Genomic DNA, 21,315 nt, shown 5'->3' with positions numbered 1-21,315 from the left:
GATTCTTGATGTGATTTTTTTATGTTAGGGTAAGCGGCATTTCAACACTATAAAATTTCAAATTTCGACATTATGTAAAGTAGGAAAGAGTAGCAGCAATGGCAAAAGAAATTGTTTTAACCGGTGTTACCACCACAGGCACTCCACACCTAGGAAACTATGTGGGGGCAATTCGTCCTGCGATCGAAGCAAGCCGTCAAGAAAATACGGAATCTTACTTCTTTCTTGCGGACTATCATGCGTTGATCAAGTGTCAGGATCCAGAGCGTGTGAAACAGTCTCGTTTAGAAATCGCGGCGACTTGGCTAGCGTGTGGCTTAGATACCGACAAAGCAACTTTTTACCGTCAGTCTGATATTCCTGAAATTGCCGAATTGAATTGGCTACTGACTTGCGTAACCGCAAAAGGTTTGATGAACCGCGCCCATGCGTATAAAGGTGCAGTGGACGAAAACCTTGCCAATGATCAAGATCCAGATTTTGGTATTACTATGGGGTTGTTTTGCTACCCAGTATTAATGGCAGCGGATATTTTGGCGTTTAACGCGCATAAAGTGCCAGTTGGTCGTGACCAAATTCAGCATATCGAAATGGCACGTGACATTGCGGGTCGTTTTAACCATTTATTTGGTGAGCACTTTGTATTGCCTGAAGCGGTTGTTGGTGAAGAAGGTTCTATTCTGAAAGGCTTAGACGGTCGTAAAATGAGTAAGAGCTACAACAATACGATTCCATTATTTGATACCGAAAAGAAACTGCAAAAAGGTATTAATAAGATCAAAACAAACTTGTTAGAACCAGGTGAAGTGAAAGACCCTGAAGATTCTGTTGTATTTGATATTTATAAAGCGTTCGCAACACCAGAACAAACAGCGCAAATGCGTCAGAATTATGCTGAAGGCATTGCATGGGGGGAAGCGAAGAAGGAACTTTTTGCTTTGGTTAATGGTCAACTATCTGAACCACGTGAAAAGTACTTAGAGTTAATTGCTAATCCCGCTCATGTAGAAGAAGTGTTACAAGCAGGCGCGGAAAAAGCACGTGCTCGTGCACGTGGACTGATTTCAGACTTACGCAATGCCGTTGGTTTGGTCAACTTTAAATAAAGGAGAGTTTTGTGAAAACAACAGTATTTGCCATGTTAATGGCATTTGTTTTGGCGATTGGTGCTGGCGGTTACAGTGCTGATGTCCAAGCGAAAAAGTTTGGTGGTGGTAAAAGCTTTGGTAAAAGTTTTTCTATATCCAAATCTAAAAGTACAACAGCGAATTCTTCTAGTACGACGAACGCTGCGGCTGGCGCTAAAAAACCTGGGTTTTTAGGTGGTATGGGCGGCGGTCTGTTAGGTGGCTTGTTAGCTGGTGGGATATTTGCTGCCTTGCTAGGAAGTGGTGCGTTTGATGGTATTTCTTTCGGCGATATCTTGCTGTTTGCTGTGATTGGTTTCTTGATCTACAAGTTCTTTATCGCACCAAAACGCCGTGCAGCACAGGCTCAAGCCAGTGGTGCAAATGGTATGTTCCGCGAAATGCCGAACTCAACACGCGACAATTTTCAGCCTTCGCCAATGTCTGGCATGAGTGGCTTTGGGGCTCACCCAGAGATCAAACTTCCACCAGGCTTTAACGAGCAGGCGTTTGTTGCTGAAGCAAAAAATCATTACATCACTCTGCAAAAAGCATGGGATGACAATAATTTTGATGAAATTCTTGATTATGTGAGCCCTGAGCTTTACAACCTTTTGGTTACTGAGCGCGCGACACATGGCGATAATAAACCTCGTACCGAAGTTATCTCTTTGATGGCTGAGCTTGTTCGTGGTGAGTATGTAGGCTCTATTGCTTCTATTTCTTTGCAGTTCTCTGGCTGGATCAAAGAAGGTGATCAGACTTCCGAAACCAATGAAATTTGGCATTTGGAAAAGAACATGTCTGATGCAAATGGAAATTGGACAATAGTTGGGATACAACAAGACAACTAATTGTTACTTAACTTTGCTCGTAGACTCATCACGGCTCGTTTAAACTAGACAAAGCTTGTGATGAGTTCTACATTAATCTTATTAAATTGAATATGGATGTGAGCCATGTCTGAATTAGCACCTATTAAAGAAAATGGGAAAGCCTTATCTGAATCGAATAAAGGCGAGTTGTTACAGTACTTAACTTTTAAACTGATTGACGAGACCTACGGTATTAACGTCATGCAGATTAAAGAAGTGCTACGTTATAGCGAAATCGCTCCGGTTCCAGGTGCGCCTTCTTATGTTTTAGGTATTGTTAATTTACGTGGTAACGTCGTGACCGTTGTTGACACTCGTGTTCGCTTTAGTTTGCCTGAGTGCACTATAACGGATGATACTCGTATCATTATCATTGAACATGATGGTGAGCAGGTAGGTTTGCTGGTTGATGCGGTACAAGAAGTATTCTATTTATACCAAGGCGAGATTGAGCAAAGCCCTAGCGTTGGTAACGATGAAGCATTGAAGTTCATTCAAGGTGTTTATCAGAAAGAAGAAGAGTTGGTTATTTTGCTTGAGCTTAACCGTATGTTTGAACGCAATGATGCACTTGGCATCGAAGCGATGAGTTAAGCGAGTAAATTCTTTTTGAGCGTCTCTTTTATTGAGTGAGCATAGAAAAAAACCATGTCGTTGAACATGGTTTTTTTATGTCTAAAATTTGTGTAGAAGAGAAAGTGTATTGAAGCTTACCTTTCCCAGTAAGCTTCTTCTAAGCTGTCTTCTCGCTCTGGCAATCCCTTCGATAAACGAGATGCATTTTGAGCAAGTATTTCGTAACTCACGCGGTTGGAGTATTTACAGATCTGTGCGAAAGAAGAGTAAGCCAAAAACGGTGCTAAATGCTTGCTAGAGTTTGGAATCACCTCTTTGTGAAAGTGGTTTGCCGAAATGTCATGTAGCAAGGCGGATAGGGCGCCATCACCCGCGCCATTGGTGTTGCGGATTTTTTCAGGCCCACCCATGTAAGGATCGATGTGAGAAAAGACTTTTACTGGTTGTTTACAGGCTTCTCGCAGCATGGGGCGGCTAAACTCCCAGCGATTGAAATCGGCCAAGCTGCCAGATTTAATCGGATTGGTGGTTTCGCGTTTTAGCTCATCATCAGTGTGGCCACATAAATACATGCCATCTGGGCCTGCTGTCAGCAATACAATGTCGACATAATCTAGAATTGCACTGGCGGCTTGCAAAGAATCAGATAAGCCTGTTAATGCTTCGGCTTCCAGTTCGTTCATTGCTAAAACATTGACGTGTTTCTTGATGATCTCAAGTAATTCGTCTCTGTTTTCTTCTACTAGATGCTTGGTGCCTAATGTCAGAACCGTTGGGACCTGATTGTTGTGAGCATATTCCAAGGCTTTTAGCATGGCTTTTTTGATAGGTTTGCCTTGATGGCGTAATGGGTAAGCACAAGTTACCAGTGCTGCACCGCCAGCTATTATGTGCTCTGGGATGTGGTCTACATCCAGTTCATCCATGTCGCCAGGCGCAATCGCAAAGGTACGTTCGCCATCAGGTGTAATTAGTGTAATACCACGGCCAATATCACCAGGAACGCCTTGTAGGTGATTCATATCGACTTTGCTGCTGGTATGGCAGATATAATGGTAAGCTGGTGAGCCTAAGGTGATATTGGCTGACATAACGCCCAGTAGAACGGATTTATCATCGGCTAGCACGGAATAGTTGTGTATGGTGTTGCCAATAGTGCCACCGGCAAAATGATCTGAGATACTGTTTTGTGCCGTTAACTCGCTGTAAATAGCAGAGGCTGTGTCAGCGTCAACAAGATTTGATAAGCCTTTTTGGATGTTAAACGTTTCTAGAAATTGATCAGAGACATTGGCGACCACGTCGACGATGGTTTCATCCAAGCCAACGATGTAGGTGTCTTTATCGGGTCGAACTTCCGATGTAGGCAAAACCGGCTTGGGTTGAGAAACTGGAAAGTAATGTTTAAGTTTGCGTCTGCCTGGAAACTTCATATCGGTGCTCGTGGGTAAGATAGTAAAGCGAGTTTAGCAAAGAATTGACCAGTCGGGCAGGATGAGTAACAAGAAAGTAAGGTGAAAATGAACGAATTAGAGTTAGATCGTTATAGTCGTCAGTTATTATTGCCCAATTTTGATATTCAGGGGCAGCTCAATCTTGCCCAAGCAAAAGTGTTGGTTATTGGTTTAGGTGGGCTTGGCAATATTGCTGCTACTTATTTGGCAACGTCTGGTGTTGGTCATCTGACTTTGGCGGATGGCGATCAATTAGAAAGTAGTAATTTGCCACGCCAAGTGCTTTATGACGAGAATCAGGTTGGTCTGAACAAGGTGGAAGCTGCTGTGAAGCAAATTGCTCTCAAAAATTCGGCGGTCAAAGTAGAGGTAATTGCGCATAAATTGGCGGACGCTGCTTTACTAAAAGCGGTCGAGCAAGCGGACGTTATTTTGGACTGCACCGATAATTTCACCGCTAGGCAAGCTATCAATCGCGCGTGTTTGTCTCTTAAAAAACCATTGGTCAGTGCGGCTGCTATTCGTTGGGAAGGGCAATTGGTGAGCTTTTTATATCATCAGCAATCTACACCTTGTTACGAGTGTTTGTATCCGTCATTGTCGGATCAGCAGCTCAGTTGCAACGAAAGTGGTATTGTCGCTCCTGTGGTGGGCTTGCTAGGCGTGTATCAGGCGCTTGAGGCGCTGAAGTTGGCCAGCGGCTGCGGGATAGTGAAACATGGCGTGCTGAGGTTATTTGATGGTTTTGAAGGCAGTTGGCGTGAGATGCGTTTATCTCAGGACCCTGAATGCTTTGCCTGTGCAAATGAAAGCAGTAAGGCGCTTGAAAACTCATAGATAGTCCCTATTTTAGTAATTAATATTTTTCTCTAAGAATTTCAGCAGATTTTCGTTAGAATCCACCACAGACTTTTTAGCCGACCATTTTTGAGTCCGGCAAGCATTCATTTACAGGAGCAATAACATGAGCGATGTGAAACACGCTAAATTAATGATTTTAGGTTCTGGCCCAGCGGGTTACACAGCAGCTGTGTATGCGGCTCGTGCGAACCTTAATCCTGTGATGATTACAGGTATGCAAATGGGCGGTCAGTTGACTACGACCACCGAGGTTGATAACTGGCCAGGTGATGACCAAGGCGTACAAGGTCCAGAATTGATGGAGCGTATGCGCAAGCACGCTGAGCGCTTTGAAACAGAAATCATTTTTGACCACGTTAACAAAGTCGACTTAAAAAACCGTCCATTCCGTTTGGAAGGTGACAGCGGTGTTTACACTTGTGATGCTTTGATTATTTCTACTGGCGCAAGTGCTCAGTATCTTGGTATGGAAAGTGAGACAAAGTACATGGGCCAAGGTGTGTCTGCTTGTGCGACTTGTGACGGATTCTTCTATCGTAACCAAGATGTTGCTGTTATTGGTGGCGGTAATACCGCTGTTGAAGAAGCGCTTTACCTTGCTAACATCGCGAAAACCGTTACGGTTATTCACCGTCGTGACAAATTCCGCTCTGAAAAGATTCTATCTGACAAGTTGATGGAAAAAGCGAAAAACGGTAACGTGAAAATTGAATGGCATTCTGAGTTAGATGAAGTACTAGGTGATAGCACAGGTGTAACGGGTGTTCGTATCAAGAATAGTCAAACAGGTGAGAAAAAAGAACTTGCGGTTGCTGGTTTGTTCGTTGCTATCGGTCACAAGCCGAATACTGACATTTTCCAAGGTCAGCTAGATATGAAAGATGGCTACTTGACGGTTCAGTCTGGTACGCATGGTAATGCGACTCAAACTAGCGTTGAAGGTGTTTTTGCGGCGGGTGATGTGTCTGATCACATTTATCGTCAAGCAATCACTTCTGCGGGAACCGGTTGTATGGCGGCATTGGATGCAGAGCGCTTCTTAGATTCTCAAGACTAGGCTCAAAGGCTCTAAACAAAAAAAACCGATCTCAGGATCGGTTTTTTTATATCTACAATAAAGCGTTTAGAACAAACGAATTACTGAGCGTTGTAAGCTTCTATGCCTTCAACGATGGCTTTTTTCGCTTCTTCAGCGTTCGCCCAACCTTCTACTTTTACCCACTTGCCTTTTTCAAGGGTTTTGTAGTTTTCGAAGAAATGTTCGATTTGATCACGTAGCAATTGTGGAATATCGTTCACGTCTTGGATATGACCGTATTCTTTGCTTAGTTTCTCATGAGGAACGGCAACCAATTTAGCGTCCATGCCTGCTTCGTCAGACATGTTCAATACGCCAACAGGGCGGCAACGAATAACAGAGCCTGGAACAACTGGGTAAGGTGTGATAACTAGAACGTCAACTGGGTCGCCGTCGTCAGCCAATGTGTTGTTCACATAACCGTAGTTTGCTGGGTAAAACATTGGCGCAGTCATGAAGCGATCCACAACAAGAGCGTCCATATCATGGTCCACTTCGTATTTTACTGGGTTCGCTTGAGCTGGGATTTCAATGATTACGTTGATGTCGTTTGGAGCATCTTTGCCGGCAGGGATCTTGTTATAGCTCATTTTATTTCTTCCAATGTGGTAAATATTGGCGATATTATAAAAGCTAGACAGCTTCTATGCTAGTTGTGGAAGCTGTCCATTCGTAATATTCTCTATTTCTTAGGAATTAAATACGTAAAAAGAGTCTTAAAATACGTTAACTTATTGCTTTCTTTCTGAATTTAGCTAGTCTTACAGTGTGATCAAATTATAGTCGCGAGGACAGTAATGACAAAATCTGAGCTGATAGAGCTACTAATCGATCAGCAATCTCATTTACCAGTGAAAGATGTGGAGCAAGCAATCAAAGCGATGCTTGAACATATGTCTGATTCTTTGGCAAATGGTGAGCGCATTGAGATACGAGGCTTTGGTAGTTTTTCTCTACATTATCGAGCACCTAGAATAGGGCGAAATCCTAAAACTGGGGAATCTGTTGAGTTGAGCGCAAAATATGTACCTCATTTCAAACCGGGTAAAGAGTTGAGAGAGCTAGTCAACTTACCTGAAGGTGATGAGATAAACGAACTTAACTAATTTACGTCTTATGCCTCGAAATCTATGAGCTATCACGGCATAATAACGCCATTATATTTTTGGTAGGTTGTTTTATGCTTAAATGGCTGAAAAGAGTTATCTACACTGTACTCGTTGTTTTCTTTCTCGCTGTGGGTGTGTTTTTTGCCATCCGTAATCCGCAACTTATTTCCCTTGATCTTGTTTTTTGGCAAGGCCCCGAATTAAGTGTCGCCCTCTACATTATTCTATCTTTTACCGTAGGGGCGTGTGTAGCTCTTTTGGTTAGTTCTGTTGCGTACTTACGCAGTGAGCGTCAGATCAGAGTGTTGACTCGCAAGTACGAAAAATCACGAGATGAAGTAGACGCCTTGCGTAAAGCCTCTATTGCGAAAGAGCTTTCTGTTGGGAAGGAGTGATTGAGTTGACCGAAGTTGGGTTATTTTTAGTTCTTTTTGTCGCGCTCTTTGTTGGCTGGGCAATGGGGCGTAAAAATCCGACTAAGAAAAATAAACAGGCGAAGAAAAGTATTCCAACGGATTACTTTCGTGGTCTTAATCACTTGCTCAACGATCAACATTCCGAGGCCATTGATGCCTTTGTTGATTCCTTAGAAGTCAATTCTGATACCTTTGATATTCACCTTACATTAGGAAATCTATTCCGTAAAAAAGGTGAAATACAAAAAGCCATCAATATTCATCAAAATCTACTTGCTCGTCCGGAGATATCACAGCGTGAAATGCGTATGGTGCAATTGGAGTTAGCCAGCGATTTTATGTCGGCAGGCCTTCTGGATAGGGCGGGTCGCTTGTTATTGAATATGGCGTCTACATCACGAAAAACAGAGTTTCAGCCAAAGATACTGTCTTTGCTGGTAGATCTGTATGAATTTGAGCAAAGTTGGGATAAGGCTATTCAAATAGGCTCTGAGTTGATTAAAGAAGCGCCTACGAAAAAAGAAATTAAGCGCTTAGCGCACTTTCATTGTGAAATGGCAGAAGAGCTACACAAGAAAGAGCAATGGAAATCGGCATTCCAGAATTATAAAGAAGCCTTAGGTGTCGACTCTAGCTGTATTCGAGCCAGTATCGGTGCGGCGGATGTGTTGAACAGTCAGGGCCGTTATCGCGATGCAATCAAAGAATTAAAGCACGCTGTTGAGCAAGATCCAGAATTTATTTCGATCATCATTCCTAAGCTAAAAGAGTGCTATCAAAAAGTGTGGGGCAGTGGCGGCTATATTAAGTTCTTGCAAGAACAGAACCAGAAAAAGCCATCTACAGCTTTGATTATGGCGCTGGTTCAGCATTACATGGAAACCGACAAAGACTATGCAGAAATGTTTTTGGTTGAGCAGCTAAGAAAACATCCTACGATTAAAGGCTTTAAAGAACTCATTAGTTTGCAGCTTGCTGATTCTCAGGGATACAACCAGCAGCATTTGGTGGTTCTATTTGAGCTTATTGATCAGTTGGTGCAAGCCAAACACAAATATCAATGCCGCCAGTGTGGCTTTCCGGGTCATCAATTACATTGGCAATGTCCAAGTTGTAAAAATTGGGGCGTTGTGAAGCCTATTCATGGGTTGGAAGGCGAATAAAGCCGCCAGAGCATTGTGATACTTATAAACGATAGAAACTGAAAGAAAGAGGACACTGAATGAGCTGCCAATCCCCTATAGTGGTTGCCCTAGATTACCCAACAATGGCGCAATCTATTGAGATGGCGAAACGACTTGACCCTAAACAGTGTCGAGTAAAAGTCGGCAAAGAGCTTTTTACGACATCAGGCCCTGTAATTTTAGATGAGCTACATAAACTGGGCTTTGACATATTTCTAGATCTGAAATTTCATGATATTCCAAACACAGTGGCGAATGCAGTCAGTGTGGCGGCAAAAGCCGGCGTTTGGATGGTAAACGTTCATGCGACGGGTGGTCGTCGAATGATGGAAGCCTCTGCTAATGCATTGCAGCAACTGCCTGATAATAAAACATTGTTGATCGCTGTGACGGTACTGACCAGTATGGATCAAGCGGATCTTTTAGAGATCGGTATTGATGCGACACCTGAGCAACATGTTAAACGTCTTGCGGCGTTGGCGAAATCGTCTGGAATGGACGGTGTGGTTTGTTCTGCCCAAGAATCCAGTATGCTTTCAACGGACTTAGGTAAAGACTTTGTTTTAGTTACGCCGGGAATTCGTCCAACAGGATCTGATCAAGGTGATCAGAAACGCATTATGACACCTGCTGAAGCTATGGCGGCGGGCAGTCACTATCTCGTAATGGGGCGTCCTATTACGCAAGCTGCTGATCCTATTGCGATTTTAACAAAGGCTAATGCTGATTTAGGGGTGATGGTATAAATTGCCTCGCCTGAGTCTTGAAGTCTGACTAAAAAGCTTTTACTCTAAAACCACTTATCTGTTTCAATCTTGTTGATACGGTAAGTGGTTTTTTATTGGCAAGATGCCATCTTTTATCTTTAAAAGAATTTGAAAAGGAATTTTCTATGACGAATCTTAAGCGTATTTTCCGTGTTTGTGTTTCTCGCTCACTTCTAGCTGTCTCTTTGGCTTTTATGCCGTTGTCACTTTTTGCTGCAACCCCTTTGGATATAAATACCGCAACAGCGGCCCAGTTTGCCGCTGTAATGTCTGGTGTTGGGGTTAAAAAAGCTGAAGCGATTATTGCTTATCGAGAGGCCAATGGTGGTTTTGATTCCATCGATCAATTGTCTCAAGTGAAGGGGATTGGCGATGTACTTTTAACTCGCAATCGCGATTTACTTCAAGTGTCGACAACGGTTGAAAGTTCAGCAAATTAGCTTTATTCAGACAATAGAAAACAAGCGGGTTAAATATCCGCTTGTTTTACTGTTAAGGCTTTCATCGCTTGATGCTGGGTTAAAAAGACTTGGCCACTCAGATTTTCTATTAGGCTTGAGCCTGTCAGTTTATCCATTACAGGGCCTTTGATTTCAGAAAAATGCAGCATGACGCCTGCAGATTGTAATCGCTCGGCAATGGTTTCTAAGCTGTCTAATGCACTGGCATCTATCATATTGACCGCATTGCACATGAGAATAAGATGCTTAATGTCTTGATGTTTAGATACTAGCGTTAATATGTAATCTTCTAGAACTCTAGCGTTGGCAAAAAATAAGTTCTCATCAATTCGAATGGTGGCGATTTCAGGGTATGTTTCAACTTCAAAGCGCTTCACATTACGAAAATGTTCAGTACCTGGAAGGCGACCCACCACAGCAATATGTGGATGGCTCGTATGCCAGAGAAAGAATAATAATGACAAAGAAACCCCAACGATAATTCCTGTCTCCATACCAATAAAAAGTACGACAAAAAAAGTGGCCAATAAGCCGAACGCTTCTTGTTTAGAAAAGCGATAGAGTCTTAAGAAGTCTTTAAAATCGATAAGCTGTAAAATAGAAATGGTAATGCTGCTTGCTAATACTGCCGTTGGCAGATAGTAAAAAAGCGGTGTAAAAAAGAGCAAGGTAACAAGCATGAGTAATCCGGTTAAGATTCCTGTCATTGGGGTTTTTGCCCCTGCGCTGACATTTACTACGGATCTTGAAAAACCACCCGTTACAGGAAAAGATGCACTGAATGCCGCGCTTAAATTTGCTAAGCCTAATCCGACCAATTCTTGGTTTGGATTAATGTCTTGTTTGCGCTTTGCCGCAAAAGATTGAGCAACAGAAACTGACCCTACAAAACCGACAATGCTAATTAAAAAAGCACCTGGTAATAGATCTACCATGCTCTCTAGCGTGAATTTTTCGAAAGGAATGATCGGTAAACGAGTGCTTATGTCGCCAACGATTTTGATACCAAGTGAGTTGAGAGAAAATAGTCCAACACAGCTCGTTGTAGCGACAACGACGACGACAGGGCCAGCTTTCCCAAGCATTTTTGCAGTATTTTCTGCTACCCCAAGTTTGCTAAGAATGGGGGTTAGGTAGCGTTTAAGCAGTAAGAGAAAAATGATTGAAATTGCACTTAGAGCAATAGTGGGTAGATTGATGTCATTGATATGCAACATCATACTTTGGGCGAGCTCAATAAGATTGTTACCATGAGCTTGAACACCAATTAAATGCTTGAACTGCCCAACCGCAATCAAAATAGCAGAAGCGCTTATGAAACCAGAAATAACCGGATGACTGAGTAAGTTAGACAAAAAGCCCATTTTTAACAGACTCATCAAAATCAAAAAGACACCGGATAAAAATGCCAGCATCATGGCGATAGCGGCATAGTTTTCGCTTCCGGGTAACGCGAATGGCATGGCAATCGTTGCCGTCATCATTGAAGTGACAGCAACCGGGCCTACAGCGAGAGTGCGGCTAGTACCAAAAAGAGAATACAGAATAGAGGGAATGATGCCAGCGTATAAGCCGACGACAGCGGGTAGCCCTGCAAGTAAGGCGTAACCCATGCTCTGTGGGATTAATAGAATGGTTGCAATGAAGCTGGCCATCGCATCCGTTTGCATATCTTCTCGTGAATAGCCTTTTAGCCAAGCCATTGCTGGAAAGTATTTTTCCAATTTAGTCATATAACTCGCTTAAACAGTATCTCGATTAGGTGACAGGTAATCATGCCTCATAAGAGCGCAAAGCTGATTTTCTAATGTAAGTGATTTAATTTGTTATAAGAATATTTCTTTATATTATATATGGTGACCAAATTGGTAAAGCCGAATATTGGTGGTTTTTCTAGTAAAGAGGGAGCTTTGCATCAAGTTATTATGAATGATGGAAATACCAGACGTCTCTAGCAAAATTTGTTAATCTATTGAGTCGATTGTAAAGCTAAGGGAAGATATCCGTGTCGCACGAGTTTCAGGTTGTTTCATCTTATTCACCCGCAGGCGATCAGCCTAAAGCCATTGAGAAACTTGTTAGTGGAGTCGAGTCGGGCTTGGCCCACCAAACCTTACTTGGGGTAACTGGCTCAGGTAAAACCTACACCATTGCCAATGTGATCTCGCAAGTAAAGCGTCCAACTATAGTTATGGCGCATAACAAAACCTTGGCGGCACAGCTTTACGGCGAATTCAAAGAGTTCTTTCCCAATAACGCCGTAGAATATTTTGTTTCCTACTACGATTATTATCAGCCAGAAGCTTATGTGGCTGCGTCTGATACCTTTATCGAAAAAGACGCCTCAGTCAATGAGCACATTGAGCAAATGCGCCTGTCGGCGACTAAAGCCTTACTAGAGCGTGAAGACGTTATTATCGTTGCCACCGTGTCAGCGATTTATGGTTTGGGTGATCCGCAATCTTATTTAAAAATGATGTTGCATCTTGATCGTGGTGATCGTATTGATCAACGCGATGTGTTGCGTCGTTTGGCAGAACTGCAATACAGCCGCAACGATTTGGTATTAGAGCGTGGTAACTTTCGTGTGCGTGGTGATGTGATTGAGGTATTTCCAGCGGACTCGGAAGACACGGCGATTCGTATCGAACTATTTGATGACGAAGTCGAAACTTTGTCGATGATTGATCCGTTAACCAACAAGACCATTCGCAAAGTGCCTCGAGTGACGATTTACCCGAAAACGCACTACGTGACACCAAAAGAAACCGTACAAGCGGCGATTGAACGCATTAAAGTGGAATTGGATCAGCGCCTTGAACAGCTAAAATCACTGAACAAATTAGTGGAAATGCAACGCCTTGATCAGCGTACGCGATACGATTTAGAAATGATGCAAGAGCTTGGCTACTGCAACGGCATCGAAAACTATTCGCGCTACTTATCGGGTCGAGAAGAAGGTTCACCACCGCCAACATTATTTGATTATTTACCAGCGAATGCCTTGTTGGTAATCGATGAATCCCACGTTACCGTGTCGCAGATTGGCGCCATGTACAAAGGTGACAGATCACGTAAAGAGAACCTTGTTGAATATGGCTTCCGATTGCCTTCTGCTCTGGATAATCGTCCTATGCGATTCGAAGAATGGGAGCAGATTAAACCGCAAACTATCTTTGTTTCAGCCACACCGGGCAAATACGAAGAAGAGCATCAAGACTGGGTAGTAGAGCAAATTGTTCGTCCGACTGGCTTGATAGATCCAATTCTAGAAGTTCGACCTGTGGCGACTCAGGTGGACGACTTGTTGTCTGAAATTAATCTACGAACACCGATTGGTGAGCGCGTTCTGGTGACGACGCTAACTAAACGCATGGCGGAAGATTTAAGTGACTACTTGAGTGATCATGGCGTTCGTGTGCGTTATTTACATTCTGATATTGATACCGTTGAGCGCGTAGAGATTATTCGAGATCTGCGTCTTGGTGAGTTTGATGTCTTAGTCGGGATCAACTTATTGCGAGAAGGTTTGGATATTCCAGAAGTCAGCCTAGTGGCGATTCTTGATGCCGATAAAGAAGGCTTCTTACGATCGGAGAAATCACTGATTCAGACCATTGGTCGTGCTGCCCGTAACGTTAATGGTAAAGCCATTTTGTATGCAGACCGCATTACTGGTTCTATGGATCGGGCGATTAGCGAAACGAATCGACGTCGAGAAAAACAGCAAGCTCACAACGAAGAGCATGGCATTACGCCAACAGGCATTACTAAATCTGTCGAAGACATCATGGAAGGGGCGTACAACCCAGGAGCGGGCAAGCGCGGCAGCAAAACCAAGAAAGTGGCCGAGACAGCAAAAGATTACCAAGTGGAAAGCATGGAAGACGTTGCTCAAGTGCGCAAAGCTATGATTCAGCTGCAAAAAGAAATGATGCTGGCATCGGAAGAGTTGAAGTTTGAATTGGCGGCAGGTTACCGTGACCAAATTCGTCAACTACAGAAAAAACTAAAAGACGTTGGTGAATGATAGAAGGCAGGAGATAAGCGTGGCGATTACCTTAAGAAATTACAACATTATCCGTGTTATTGACAACGGCGTTATCGTCAACTGCACCGTAATTGAGATGTGCTACGACTACGCACTGGTTCGATTTAAAGACAAAAAATACAAAGTGCCTTACGGCTTAATTGACGAAGTGATTGGTCATGAACTACTCGTACCTGTCAGTGAATAATGGTTTTAAAACAAAGGCTTCAAAAAATATCAACGAGGGCTTGTCAAAAGCAAACCTCTGCGTATAATAGCCAACACTTTTTAGGACTATAGCTCAGTTGGTTAGAGCGCTACCTTGACATGGTAGAGGTCAGCAGTTCGAATCTGCTTAGTCCTACCACTATTTAAGTAACAATAAAAAGTAAGTAATAACAGAAAGCCTCGACAGTTTGTGATAATTCACAACGTCGGGGCTTTTTTGTATCTGAAAACGATAAAGCCTCTTCTGCTTATTTTACTGACCTCCCAAAAAACGATTTCCTAAAACGCTTAAACTCGAAAATCCTCATGAAGCCTTTGCCAATGTTGTCTTAGCTGTTGTTTGTGATCTTCATTCATTGGTAGGTCTTTTAGCGCGTTCGGCCAAAGTGTTCTGGCTTTTTCTATTGCATCGTCCAAATGTGGTTTGATTGCTCGCCATGGAATATCTGATTTAGTAGCCCAATGTTCAAAGTGTTTATAGGAGACATCGTACCAAGCTTTTGTCTTTGCGAGGTTAAGGGCAAAGTGCTGTTCGTTTTCAATATAAACGCTAGTGGTAACTATGTCGTAAGCTGGCGAGAGTCTGGGGGTGACTTGATCTGAATACAGTAAGCTCCAGTTTTTCAAATGGGCGTCGCCGTTTGCTAATAGGATGTTGGCGAGTAAACGACGGGCAAGTTGTTGGGCGTCATTTAGACCATCACCAGAAAACTGATACAGGATTTTTGCTATTTGTTCGTAGTTGCCTGAATTGTATTTTTCATGTGGGTACTTCACAAGAACTTGAGCAAAGTCTTCCATGTGAATACGTTGGTCGTTATGTCGGTCAAATCGCTTTATGGCGAAGGCCAATTTTTCATCAGGAAGATTGATTTGTGGAAGGTTATCTAATTGGTCTATCTCGACCAATTTTATTTCAGGAATATCTACGCCAATGAGGGAAGCGAGAGTCATGGCTGTGAACTCGTTGGCAGGCACTTCTTTGTGTTTAGTAGAGGGTGTTTTCACAATCCAATCGCCAAGCACATTGCCTTTCGATAGGTTGTATCGACCGTCTTTTTCCTTCATGGAAAACTTCATCTGAACGCCTGCCAAGGAGAATTTGTTTTCTTGGCTGAGTTTGTCGAATTTAACTGCTTTTACTTGGCCATGAGATGAGAATAAATGTAGAGGCACATCTTCAGGCTCCATCGGTTCAGCGACTAATGCACCAGGTAAATCCATACCCAGATAAGACAAAATATGGAACTCATTATCAACATGGGTTTTGAGCCCTTGAGCGATTAGTTCCCGCAATGAACCTTCAGGCAATAGATTAGACAAAATAGGGTGCAGGCGTTGGTTTGTCGCCCATGGCTCAGATAGCATTTTATTGGAACGTGGAAAATTTGGATGTGTAGTTAAGCTAAAAGTGGGGCGCGCTATATTAGATTGAAAGCTTTCAGCAAAATGTAAAACATTACGTCCATTCTTTGCCCCTGCCAAATACCCCACTAGATGGCCATGTAACGTCAACTTAAGGACACTAATTTCCGTTGTCATATTCGTCTCCATCTTCTAGTAATCCTTTCCATGGGTCATCCGATAGTTGTTTTTGTTCATCAGAATGATCAGGCTGTTTGTGCGGTAAAGATGTGTTGTTACCATCACTTTCAAGAACAGCTAAAACAGCATTCAGCTTTTCTTTTGGAATCAGCATGACGTCGCTATTGAGACCCTTGGCAATCAGTTCAAGAGTATCGAGTCTTGGATTGCCTTTTGCTTCAAGCCGTTGGTACTGCTGCCTAGAAATACCAATACGCATAGGCATGTCATTCTGCTTGAGTTTCAGTACTAAACGACGATGTTTGATTTGCTGTAGTAGATTCATCATAAGGAAACTAATAAGTTGCTTTTTCTGGAATAGAAATATATTAGTTGCTATTTTGTTTTAAGGCAACTTAGGAGTTTCTTTTTTTTGGGATTAATGATTAGTGTAAATGGCATAGATATAGCCGTTGATAATTCGAATGGAGTGCGCATTCAAATCAAAATTCGATTCGAATGGCGTGGGTAATCAAATCATAGTTGTTATGAACGAATAAACTCGTGCAAATCTGTATGAGGCAGGATTGAAAACGATAAAAGGTCAGTATTTATTTTGTGGTTTTTGCTATCCTGCTTTCCATGGAAATTATTTATAGGATGTAAGATGGCTGGTCGAGTGGCGTTGTTTGTTTTTCTATTAGTATCCAGCCGAGTCTTGTTCGCTGAGGTGCTGACCTTCCCCAAAATCGATGGATCTATTTTTCCTCAACTTAGCCGAGATGAAATGGCGTTGATGGAAAGGGGAGACTTGAAAAAGTTGAGTGCGGATAATTTGCATACCGCATCTGGAATCTCTTCATTCATCCAGTTGGTGACAGGCGAAAAAGTGAAAGCGCCACACATTACAATCGCTTTTACCAAGCAAGATTACATCGATAATATTTTGAGCTTGGATAGGTGGCTGCTAAAGAATATCGATAAATCCAATGACGCGAGGGCGGTTTCTCAGTCGAAAAAAGACCCTGTGCGAGTCATGATATCCGATATTGTGATCTTAGAAAGAGACGCCTCATGTGAAGCTAGGCCTATTACTGAGACCTTGTACGTTGGCGACGTGTATAAATTTGAAGTCGATTGTGAGTTAGATAGAAAGCGAGATAGTATTTTGCAGGCTAGTTTTCTATTAAGTTATTCATCCGCTTACACCTTTCGAACGATAGGCCAGCAATTGCAGGCTATTGATATCTTTGCTAGCGAACCTCGCTCTTTTTCACACACATTTGAAGGCAATACTTCCGTTAAGATGAAGGTTACTTACAAACCAATATGACTCTTTGCATAGTCGGATGAAACAATCCCAAGGCTAAAATAGCTGCATCGGGATTTATTTATAGGCCTTTTAGGTCAAATTGCTTGGGCCAGTCGCGGTAGTTAAACACTTGGCCTTCTTCACGAATGCGGGCGATTTCGGTTAGGTCGACAGTGGCGTAAACCCAGCCAGCTTCATTGTCTTTGCCTTCTACTAATATGCCATTATCAGGAAAACCATAATCCACTGGTGTATAGACGCTGGCACGGCCGGTATTCACGTCTACAGCTTCAGACCAAGGCGCGTTGCCAATGGTAGGGGATTGCACCACATAGCATTGGTTTTCTAAAGCGCGAGCTTGGCAGCCTATTCGTACACGGTGAAAGCCTGCTTGAGTGTCTGTGCAGCTTGGCACCAATAGAAGATCTGCTCCCGCTGCTACTTGTTGGTTGGCGATCATGGGGAATTCGGAGTCATAGCAAATATGAATGCCAATGCGGCCAAGGTCGGTATCAATAACCTTGATCTGTTCGCCACCGCTGATGTGCCATTGCTCGTTTTCAAAGCGCGTCATCATCAATTTATCTTGATAATCAATTAGGCCAGCAGGGCCAAAAAAATGTGCGCGATTTAAAAATCGACCGTCATTCTGCTGGGTAGGGAAACTACTGGCGAGGATGAATACGTTATAGCGTGTTGCCAATTCTTCATGCAGGTCATGCCACTTTGGTAATAGGGTTTGCATGGCGTGAAGCTGTTTCTGCAAGTCACTGTAAACGGCTTCGCCAAACAGCGAGGCCAGTTCCATGCTGCCGTACTCGGGGAACACCAATAGTTTGGCATTTTGTTTAGCGGCATTCGATACCCAGCTTTCTAGTTTGTCAACAAATTCTTCCCATTGTGTGAAAAAGCTAATGTCGTATTGTGCCGTCGCCAGTTTAAATGCACTCATATTCTGTCATCTCGTTCATGCCAAGGACTTCATCCAAAAGGTCATGGGTTTAAGGGATTCTTCTTGTTCACCTATTTCTTTCCAGCTGAAATGAGTGGCCAGTTCTGGGCGTTTCTCATAACCTCTGTTAGACCAGAATTGATCCAGTGGTTGGTAGTTGGTAGGGCGAGCTGGGTGATTGTCGGGGCGTTGCACGCCACAAAAGCAAGTGTATTTTATGCCTTCTAAGCTTTTTGCATGGGCTTCGCGATGGTCGAAAAAGGCCACACCTGCGCCTTGGCCACGATACTCAGGTAAGAGTACCGATTCGCCACAGTAGAAAATCTCATCAAGATTGTAACCAGCCGTTGTAAATGGCTGTGTTACTTCGTCGGTCTCATAACCTAGAGGCAAACCGGTTGAAGCACCAACGATTTTATCGCCATCAAAGGCCAATACGATCACGCTGTTGGGGGCTTCAATATAGGTTTTTAGGTAGCGGGCTTCGTATTGCGTATCGCCATCATAAAGATATGGGAAGTCACGAAAGACACGCATACGCAGCTGGGCCAGTTCATCAATGTACTGGTTCAGGGAAGAGCCGGATAAACGTTGAAATGTCAGCATAAGGTGCTCGCTCTACGGTTTATCAGTTGTTAATCAGTCAGTGTCTTTACGCTGATACTTGCGCTATCCAGTCTTCTAGATTGTAGTAATTCGTGACACGTGCAACTTTACCATCGCGAATGTCGAAGAAAGCGCCAGCTGGCAGTTTATAGGTTTGGCCATTGGCTTCTGGTAAGCCTTCGTCGGTGGCGATGTATTCGCCTAATACAGTGAATTCAACGGCTGCACGGTCGCCTGCAGGATTGGACATGACGACGATATCAACAATGGTTTCTTTGTAGTTGTTGTTCATGCGTTCCATGAAGCTTGCAAAGGTATCTTTGCCTATTTCACGGTCGCCTTGATTTATGTCGTGAATAACGTCGTCGGTTAGTAAAGACAAAAAGGTATCCATGTCTTGAGCATTGAAGGCATCGTAATAGGTTTGCAGTAGTTCAATCGTTGTCTGGCTCATGGCAAAGGTTCCTAAGTGGTAAAAAGTCAAAGGCAGAATGTTAATTATTTACGGCGTGTCGAGAAAGGTTTTTTTATCAAACTGGCAAAAACAAGCAAGTGCCTGTCGTCTATATAAGGCGTTGCTTGCATTGAAAGCGGAGCTTATAAAATTTGCAGCCTTTATTTACAGTTCAGACATTATTTTGGCTGTTAGCTCTGTTCTGGATTGAACGGCAGTCTTTTTAAAAATATGGTTCAAATGGGTTTTCAAGGTCGCTAACCCCATTTCTATGTGTTTGGCTATCTCTTTATTGCTGGCACCTGATATAAGCATTTCTAATACATCTAATTCTCTGTCAGTTAGGCTATATCGAGTTTGTAAATCAGTACGCTCTTGATCTCGTTTAGGAAGGTAAACCGAGTTTAAGCTGTACTCCATGAAAGAATGAACGGAATGCATTAGCTTAATTTCTTGTTGGGTAAAGTCGTTTTGAAACTGGGTCCTTAATAAGCTAATAACGGCAATAATTTCATTTCGCGAATTACGGAAAAACATGTCTAAGACGTATCTGTGTTGGTACTTCTGCATAAATTCAAGATAGTAGCGATGATTCATTAAACGTTCAGTCGAGATTTGAGCGCTGAGCGTGACAATTCGTTCGCTGGAGTGCTTGAAGAGGCTTGGGTGAAGTGGATCAATTGCAAAGTAGGTTGAGTTGTAGGCTTTTTCAATATCAGAAGGAGCATTTGAAAGGTAGGTGCCTTGGTGTTTCATATCTGGCTGTACCAAGAAAAACACAGACCCGCTTACCGGTATAAGGTCGTTGATCAGTTCAAGGCTCTTGGCCTGGAATAAACTAGGAAATTGATTGCCCTGCAAACTGTCACCACCAAATTATTTAATTATAGATCATTGGTTTTATTCTACTCCGACGAGTATCAACCATCTGGTTGATACTCGTATTGATTGAGTAGTACTAGAATGTCGTTTCTATTTTACGGTTTTTTGTAGGTGCTACAATGGAAAGTCAAACAGAGTTGTTACTACAACGACGCCACAACACGATTGGTAAGTACTCGCCATTATTTTATGAGCAGCCGATTCATCTTGCTCGTGGCGAAGGTGTTTGGTTATACGATGCAGACGATAACAAATTTTTAGATTGTTATAACAATGTACCGCATGTAGGTCATTGTAACCCAAGAGTGGTTAATGCCATCACTCAACAAGCCAGTACGTTGAATATTCATACTCGGTATTTGCATGAAAATATTGTTAATTACCTTGAGCGATTGACCTCTACATTTGCAGAACCTCTAAATGCAGCGATGCTGACATGTACGGGCAGTGAGGCAAATGAGCTTGCACTGCGCATGGCGCGATTCATGTCGGGTTCTCAAGGCATTATTGTGACCGATGCGGCTTATCATGGGAATACCGAAGCGGTTGGTGAGTTGGGTACAGGCTTTATGCCTGAAGCCAAAGCGACAAAGCGCGTGCGCTCTTTTCCTATTCCAGATACCTATCGTGGTCTTCCAGATGTACCACCAGAAGCACTAAAAGACGCTTACCTTAAGCATATCGAAAAAGCGATTCAAGCCTTCCAAGAAGAGGGACTTGGTGTGGCTGGCATGTTGGTGTGTCCCGATTTCGCCAATGAAGGTTTGTTAAATATTCCAGAAGGGTTTCTCGAAGACGCTGCAGAAATGGTACGTGCTGCGGGCGGCTATGTCATTTTTGATGAAGTTCAAGCCGGCTTTGGTCGCACTGGCAAGCATATGTGGGCACATCAGTGGTATGACGTTGTGCCAGACATTGTCACCATGGGCAAACCAATGGGTAATGGTTTTCCATTAGCTGGCGTTGTTTCTAACTTAGACAATGTGAATGCTTTCACCAAACACGCTATGTATTTTAACACGTTTGGTGGAACACCAGTTGCCTGTGCTGTTGGCAACGCTGTTTTGGATGCACTGGAAGAAGATAATTTATTAGAAAATGCTGTCAAGACAGGGCAATACGTCACTGAAGGTCTACTTAAGTTACAACAAGAGTTTGACTTAATCGGCGATGTGAGAAGTCGAGGCATGTTCTTTGGTGTCGAGTTGGTTCTAGACAAAACATTAAAAACGCCGGCAAAAAAACAAGCTAAGCAGATTGTCAATTTCATGCGTCATCATGGCGTCTTGATTAGTACGATCGGGCCTGATGACTCCGTTTTAAAAATCCGTCCCCCTATGCCATTTAAACCTGAGCACGCAGACATTCTGCTAGCCGCTCTGGCTAAGGCGTTCACTGCCGTTTCTGAAGAGGTATAAA

23 protein-coding genes and 1 tRNA gene are annotated in these 21,315 nt (G+C 43.0%); 15 read left to right on the top strand and 9 right to left on the bottom strand.

Annotation, left to right across the window (positions count from 1 at the left end; all coding sequences use genetic code 11):
• Positions 1 to 98 precede the first annotated feature (98 nt).
• From KDW99_RS14660 to KDW99_RS14650, 3 genes are all read left to right on the top strand, one after another.
• Complete coding sequence (locus KDW99_RS14660) at positions 99 to 1,106, top strand: tryptophan--tRNA ligase (RefSeq protein ID WP_255825751.1); 1,008 nt, start codon at positions 99 to 101, stop codon at positions 1,104 to 1,106.
• Positions 1,107 to 1,117: 11 nt separating this feature from the next.
• Positions 1,118 to 1,981, top strand: coding sequence for a Tim44 domain-containing protein (locus KDW99_RS14655; RefSeq protein ID WP_255825750.1), 864 nt, complete (start codon positions 1,118 to 1,120; stop codon positions 1,979 to 1,981).
• 105 nt (positions 1,982 to 2,086) lie between these two features.
• Positions 2,087 to 2,596 (top strand): chemotaxis protein CheW, encoded by a 510-nt coding sequence (locus KDW99_RS14650; RefSeq protein WP_175404901.1) that lies wholly within the window; start codon positions 2,087 to 2,089, stop codon positions 2,594 to 2,596.
• Positions 2,597 to 2,712: 116 nt separating this feature from the next.
• Here KDW99_RS14650 and KDW99_RS14645 read toward each other — a convergent pair whose 3' ends face one another.
• Positions 2,713 to 4,011, bottom strand: a complete 1,299-nt coding sequence (locus tag KDW99_RS14645; protein WP_255825748.1) for an inosine/guanosine kinase — start codon at positions 4,009 to 4,011, stop codon at positions 2,713 to 2,715.
• A gap of 87 nt (positions 4,012 to 4,098) precedes the next feature.
• Here KDW99_RS14645 and KDW99_RS14640 point away from each other — a divergent pair, with 87 nt between their 5' ends.
• Together KDW99_RS14640 and trxB are read left to right on the top strand one after the other, a co-directional pair.
• Positions 4,099 to 4,869: a HesA/MoeB/ThiF family protein gene (locus tag KDW99_RS14640; protein WP_255829298.1), complete on the top strand. Its 771-nt coding sequence runs from the start codon at positions 4,099 to 4,101 to the stop codon at positions 4,867 to 4,869.
• A gap of 127 nt (positions 4,870 to 4,996) precedes the next feature.
• Positions 4,997 to 5,950, top strand: a complete 954-nt coding sequence (gene trxB / locus KDW99_RS14635; RefSeq protein WP_255825747.1) for a thioredoxin-disulfide reductase — start codon at positions 4,997 to 4,999, stop codon at positions 5,948 to 5,950.
• Positions 5,951 to 6,030: 80 nt separating this feature from the next.
• On the opposite strand, the gene ppa is transcribed toward trxB, so the two are convergent.
• Positions 6,031 to 6,561 carry an inorganic diphosphatase gene (ppa, locus tag KDW99_RS14630; protein ID WP_255825745.1) on the bottom strand — a complete coding sequence of 177 codons (531 nt, stop codon included), beginning with the start codon at positions 6,559 to 6,561 and terminating at the stop codon, positions 6,031 to 6,033.
• A gap of 207 nt (positions 6,562 to 6,768) precedes the next feature.
• Between ppa and ihfB the strand changes: the two genes are divergently transcribed.
• The 5 genes from ihfB (at position 6,769) to KDW99_RS14605 (ending at position 9,887) form a co-directional block, all read left to right on the top strand.
• Entirely contained in the window at positions 6,769 to 7,077 is a 309-nt protein-coding gene (gene ihfB, locus KDW99_RS14625; RefSeq protein ID WP_255825744.1) for an integration host factor subunit beta, read from the top strand.
• Positions 7,078 to 7,151: 74 nt separating this feature from the next.
• Positions 7,152 to 7,475 carry a LapA family protein gene (locus tag KDW99_RS14620; RefSeq protein ID WP_255825742.1) on the top strand — a complete coding sequence of 108 codons (324 nt, stop codon included), beginning with the start codon at positions 7,152 to 7,154 and terminating at the stop codon, positions 7,473 to 7,475.
• 5 nt (positions 7,476 to 7,480) lie between these two features.
• Positions 7,481 to 8,659, top strand: coding sequence for a lipopolysaccharide assembly protein LapB (gene lapB, locus KDW99_RS14615; protein ID WP_255825741.1), 1,179 nt, complete (start codon positions 7,481 to 7,483; stop codon positions 8,657 to 8,659).
• A gap of 59 nt (positions 8,660 to 8,718) precedes the next feature.
• Positions 8,719 to 9,426 (top strand): orotidine-5'-phosphate decarboxylase, encoded by a 708-nt coding sequence (gene pyrF / locus KDW99_RS14610; protein ID WP_255825740.1) that lies wholly within the window; start codon positions 8,719 to 8,721, stop codon positions 9,424 to 9,426.
• A gap of 146 nt (positions 9,427 to 9,572) precedes the next feature.
• Positions 9,573 to 9,887: a ComEA family DNA-binding protein gene (locus tag KDW99_RS14605; RefSeq protein ID WP_255825739.1), complete on the top strand. Its 315-nt coding sequence runs from the start codon at positions 9,573 to 9,575 to the stop codon at positions 9,885 to 9,887.
• Positions 9,888 to 9,916: 29 nt separating this feature from the next.
• Here the strand turns inward: KDW99_RS14605 and KDW99_RS14600 are convergent, their stop codons facing one another.
• Positions 9,917 to 11,641, bottom strand: coding sequence for a SulP family inorganic anion transporter (locus KDW99_RS14600; RefSeq protein WP_255825738.1), 1,725 nt, complete (start codon positions 11,639 to 11,641; stop codon positions 9,917 to 9,919).
• Positions 11,642 to 11,913: 272 nt separating this feature from the next.
• Between KDW99_RS14600 and uvrB the strand changes: the two genes are divergently transcribed.
• The 3 genes from uvrB (at position 11,914) to KDW99_RS14585 (ending at position 14,305) form a co-directional block, all read left to right on the top strand.
• Positions 11,914 to 13,938 carry an excinuclease ABC subunit UvrB gene (gene uvrB, locus KDW99_RS14595; protein ID WP_255825737.1) on the top strand — a complete coding sequence of 675 codons (2,025 nt, stop codon included), beginning with the start codon at positions 11,914 to 11,916 and terminating at the stop codon, positions 13,936 to 13,938.
• Between the two features lie 19 nt (positions 13,939 to 13,957).
• Positions 13,958 to 14,146 carry a hypothetical protein gene (locus tag KDW99_RS14590; protein ID WP_072841210.1) on the top strand — a complete coding sequence of 63 codons (189 nt, stop codon included), beginning with the start codon at positions 13,958 to 13,960 and terminating at the stop codon, positions 14,144 to 14,146.
• Between the two features lie 82 nt (positions 14,147 to 14,228).
• Positions 14,229 to 14,305, top strand: a tRNA-Val gene (locus KDW99_RS14585).
• A gap of 149 nt (positions 14,306 to 14,454) precedes the next feature.
• Here the strand turns inward: KDW99_RS14585 and KDW99_RS14580 are convergent.
• Together KDW99_RS14580 and KDW99_RS14575 are read right to left on the bottom strand one after the other, a co-directional pair.
• Positions 14,455 to 15,708, bottom strand: a complete 1,254-nt coding sequence (locus tag KDW99_RS14580) for a type II toxin-antitoxin system HipA family toxin (protein WP_255825735.1) — start codon at positions 15,706 to 15,708, stop codon at positions 14,455 to 14,457.
• The gene (locus tag KDW99_RS14575) at positions 15,692 to 16,039 is read right to left on the bottom strand and encodes a helix-turn-helix transcriptional regulator (protein ID WP_255825734.1); all 348 of its coding nucleotides are present in this window, start codon (positions 16,037 to 16,039) and stop codon (positions 15,692 to 15,694) included. Before KDW99_RS14575 ends, KDW99_RS14580 begins: the two co-directional genes overlap by 17 nt.
• A gap of 318 nt (positions 16,040 to 16,357) precedes the next feature.
• Between KDW99_RS14575 and KDW99_RS14570 the strand changes: the two genes are divergently transcribed.
• Positions 16,358 to 17,023: a hypothetical protein gene (locus KDW99_RS14570; protein ID WP_255825732.1), complete on the top strand. Its 666-nt coding sequence runs from the start codon at positions 16,358 to 16,360 to the stop codon at positions 17,021 to 17,023.
• Between the two features lie 58 nt (positions 17,024 to 17,081).
• Here the strand turns inward: KDW99_RS14570 and KDW99_RS14565 are convergent, their stop codons facing one another.
• From KDW99_RS14565 to KDW99_RS14550, 4 genes are all read right to left on the bottom strand, one after another.
• Positions 17,082 to 17,954, bottom strand: coding sequence for a carbon-nitrogen hydrolase family protein (locus tag KDW99_RS14565; RefSeq protein WP_255825731.1), 873 nt, complete (start codon positions 17,952 to 17,954; stop codon positions 17,082 to 17,084).
• A gap of 15 nt (positions 17,955 to 17,969) precedes the next feature.
• Positions 17,970 to 18,560 carry a GNAT family N-acetyltransferase gene (locus tag KDW99_RS14560; protein ID WP_255825730.1) on the bottom strand — a complete coding sequence of 197 codons (591 nt, stop codon included), beginning with the start codon at positions 18,558 to 18,560 and terminating at the stop codon, positions 17,970 to 17,972.
• 46 nt (positions 18,561 to 18,606) lie between these two features.
• Positions 18,607 to 19,014 carry a ketosteroid isomerase-related protein gene (locus KDW99_RS14555; RefSeq protein WP_255825728.1) on the bottom strand — a complete coding sequence of 136 codons (408 nt, stop codon included), beginning with the start codon at positions 19,012 to 19,014 and terminating at the stop codon, positions 18,607 to 18,609.
• A gap of 165 nt (positions 19,015 to 19,179) precedes the next feature.
• On the bottom strand, positions 19,180 to 19,875 hold the full coding sequence (locus KDW99_RS14550; protein WP_255825727.1) for a response regulator transcription factor: 696 nt from the start codon (positions 19,873 to 19,875) through the stop codon (positions 19,180 to 19,182).
• 140 nt (positions 19,876 to 20,015) lie between these two features.
• Between KDW99_RS14550 and KDW99_RS14545 the strand changes: the two genes are divergently transcribed.
• Positions 20,016 to 21,314: an aspartate aminotransferase family protein gene (locus KDW99_RS14545; RefSeq protein WP_255825726.1), complete on the top strand. Its 1,299-nt coding sequence runs from the start codon at positions 20,016 to 20,018 to the stop codon at positions 21,312 to 21,314.
• Position 21,315 lies beyond the last annotated feature (1 nt).

Origin of the sequence: Marinomonas rhizomae (genome assembly GCF_024397855.1) — a bacterium.
GTDB classification, from domain to species: Bacteria; Pseudomonadota; Gammaproteobacteria; order Pseudomonadales; family Marinomonadaceae; genus Marinomonas; species Marinomonas rhizomae_A.
Note: the sequence above shows the minus strand (reverse complement) of the source record. Positions and strands in the feature narration are given on the sequence as shown.

Excerpts from the sequence above, each read along its gene's own strand:
- KDW99_RS14660 (WP_255825751.1), top strand. The coding sequence starts at position 99 with ATGGCAAAAGAAATTGTTTTAACCGGTGTTACCACCACAGGCACTCCA.
- KDW99_RS14650 (WP_175404901.1), top strand. The coding sequence starts at position 2,087 with ATGTCTGAATTAGCACCTATTAAAGAAAATGGGAAAGCCTTATCTGAA.
- KDW99_RS14645 (WP_255825748.1), bottom strand. The coding sequence starts at position 4,011 with ATGAAGTTTCCAGGCAGACGCAAACTTAAACATTACTTTCCAGTTTCT.
- KDW99_RS14640 (WP_255829298.1), top strand. The coding sequence starts at position 4,099 with ATGAACGAATTAGAGTTAGATCGTTATAGTCGTCAGTTATTATTGCCC.
- trxB (WP_255825747.1), top strand. The coding sequence starts at position 4,997 with ATGAGCGATGTGAAACACGCTAAATTAATGATTTTAGGTTCTGGCCCA.
- ppa (WP_255825745.1), bottom strand. The coding sequence starts at position 6,561 with ATGAGCTATAACAAGATCCCTGCCGGCAAAGATGCTCCAAACGACATC.
- ihfB (WP_255825744.1), top strand. The coding sequence starts at position 6,769 with ATGACAAAATCTGAGCTGATAGAGCTACTAATCGATCAGCAATCTCAT.
- KDW99_RS14620 (WP_255825742.1), top strand. The coding sequence starts at position 7,152 with ATGCTTAAATGGCTGAAAAGAGTTATCTACACTGTACTCGTTGTTTTC.
- pyrF (WP_255825740.1), top strand. The coding sequence starts at position 8,719 with ATGAGCTGCCAATCCCCTATAGTGGTTGCCCTAGATTACCCAACAATG.
- KDW99_RS14605 (WP_255825739.1), top strand. The coding sequence starts at position 9,573 with ATGACGAATCTTAAGCGTATTTTCCGTGTTTGTGTTTCTCGCTCACTT.
- KDW99_RS14600 (WP_255825738.1), bottom strand. The coding sequence starts at position 11,641 with ATGACTAAATTGGAAAAATACTTTCCAGCAATGGCTTGGCTAAAAGGC.
- KDW99_RS14580 (WP_255825735.1), bottom strand. The coding sequence starts at position 15,708 with ATGACAACGGAAATTAGTGTCCTTAAGTTGACGTTACATGGCCATCTA.
- KDW99_RS14575 (WP_255825734.1), bottom strand. The coding sequence starts at position 16,039 with ATGATGAATCTACTACAGCAAATCAAACATCGTCGTTTAGTACTGAAA.
- KDW99_RS14570 (WP_255825732.1), top strand. The coding sequence starts at position 16,358 with ATGGCTGGTCGAGTGGCGTTGTTTGTTTTTCTATTAGTATCCAGCCGA.
- KDW99_RS14565 (WP_255825731.1), bottom strand. The coding sequence starts at position 17,954 with ATGAGTGCATTTAAACTGGCGACGGCACAATACGACATTAGCTTTTTC.
- KDW99_RS14560 (WP_255825730.1), bottom strand. The coding sequence starts at position 18,560 with ATGCTGACATTTCAACGTTTATCCGGCTCTTCCCTGAACCAGTACATT.
- KDW99_RS14555 (WP_255825728.1), bottom strand. The coding sequence starts at position 19,014 with ATGAGCCAGACAACGATTGAACTACTGCAAACCTATTACGATGCCTTC.
- KDW99_RS14545 (WP_255825726.1), top strand. The coding sequence starts at position 20,016 with ATGGAAAGTCAAACAGAGTTGTTACTACAACGACGCCACAACACGATT.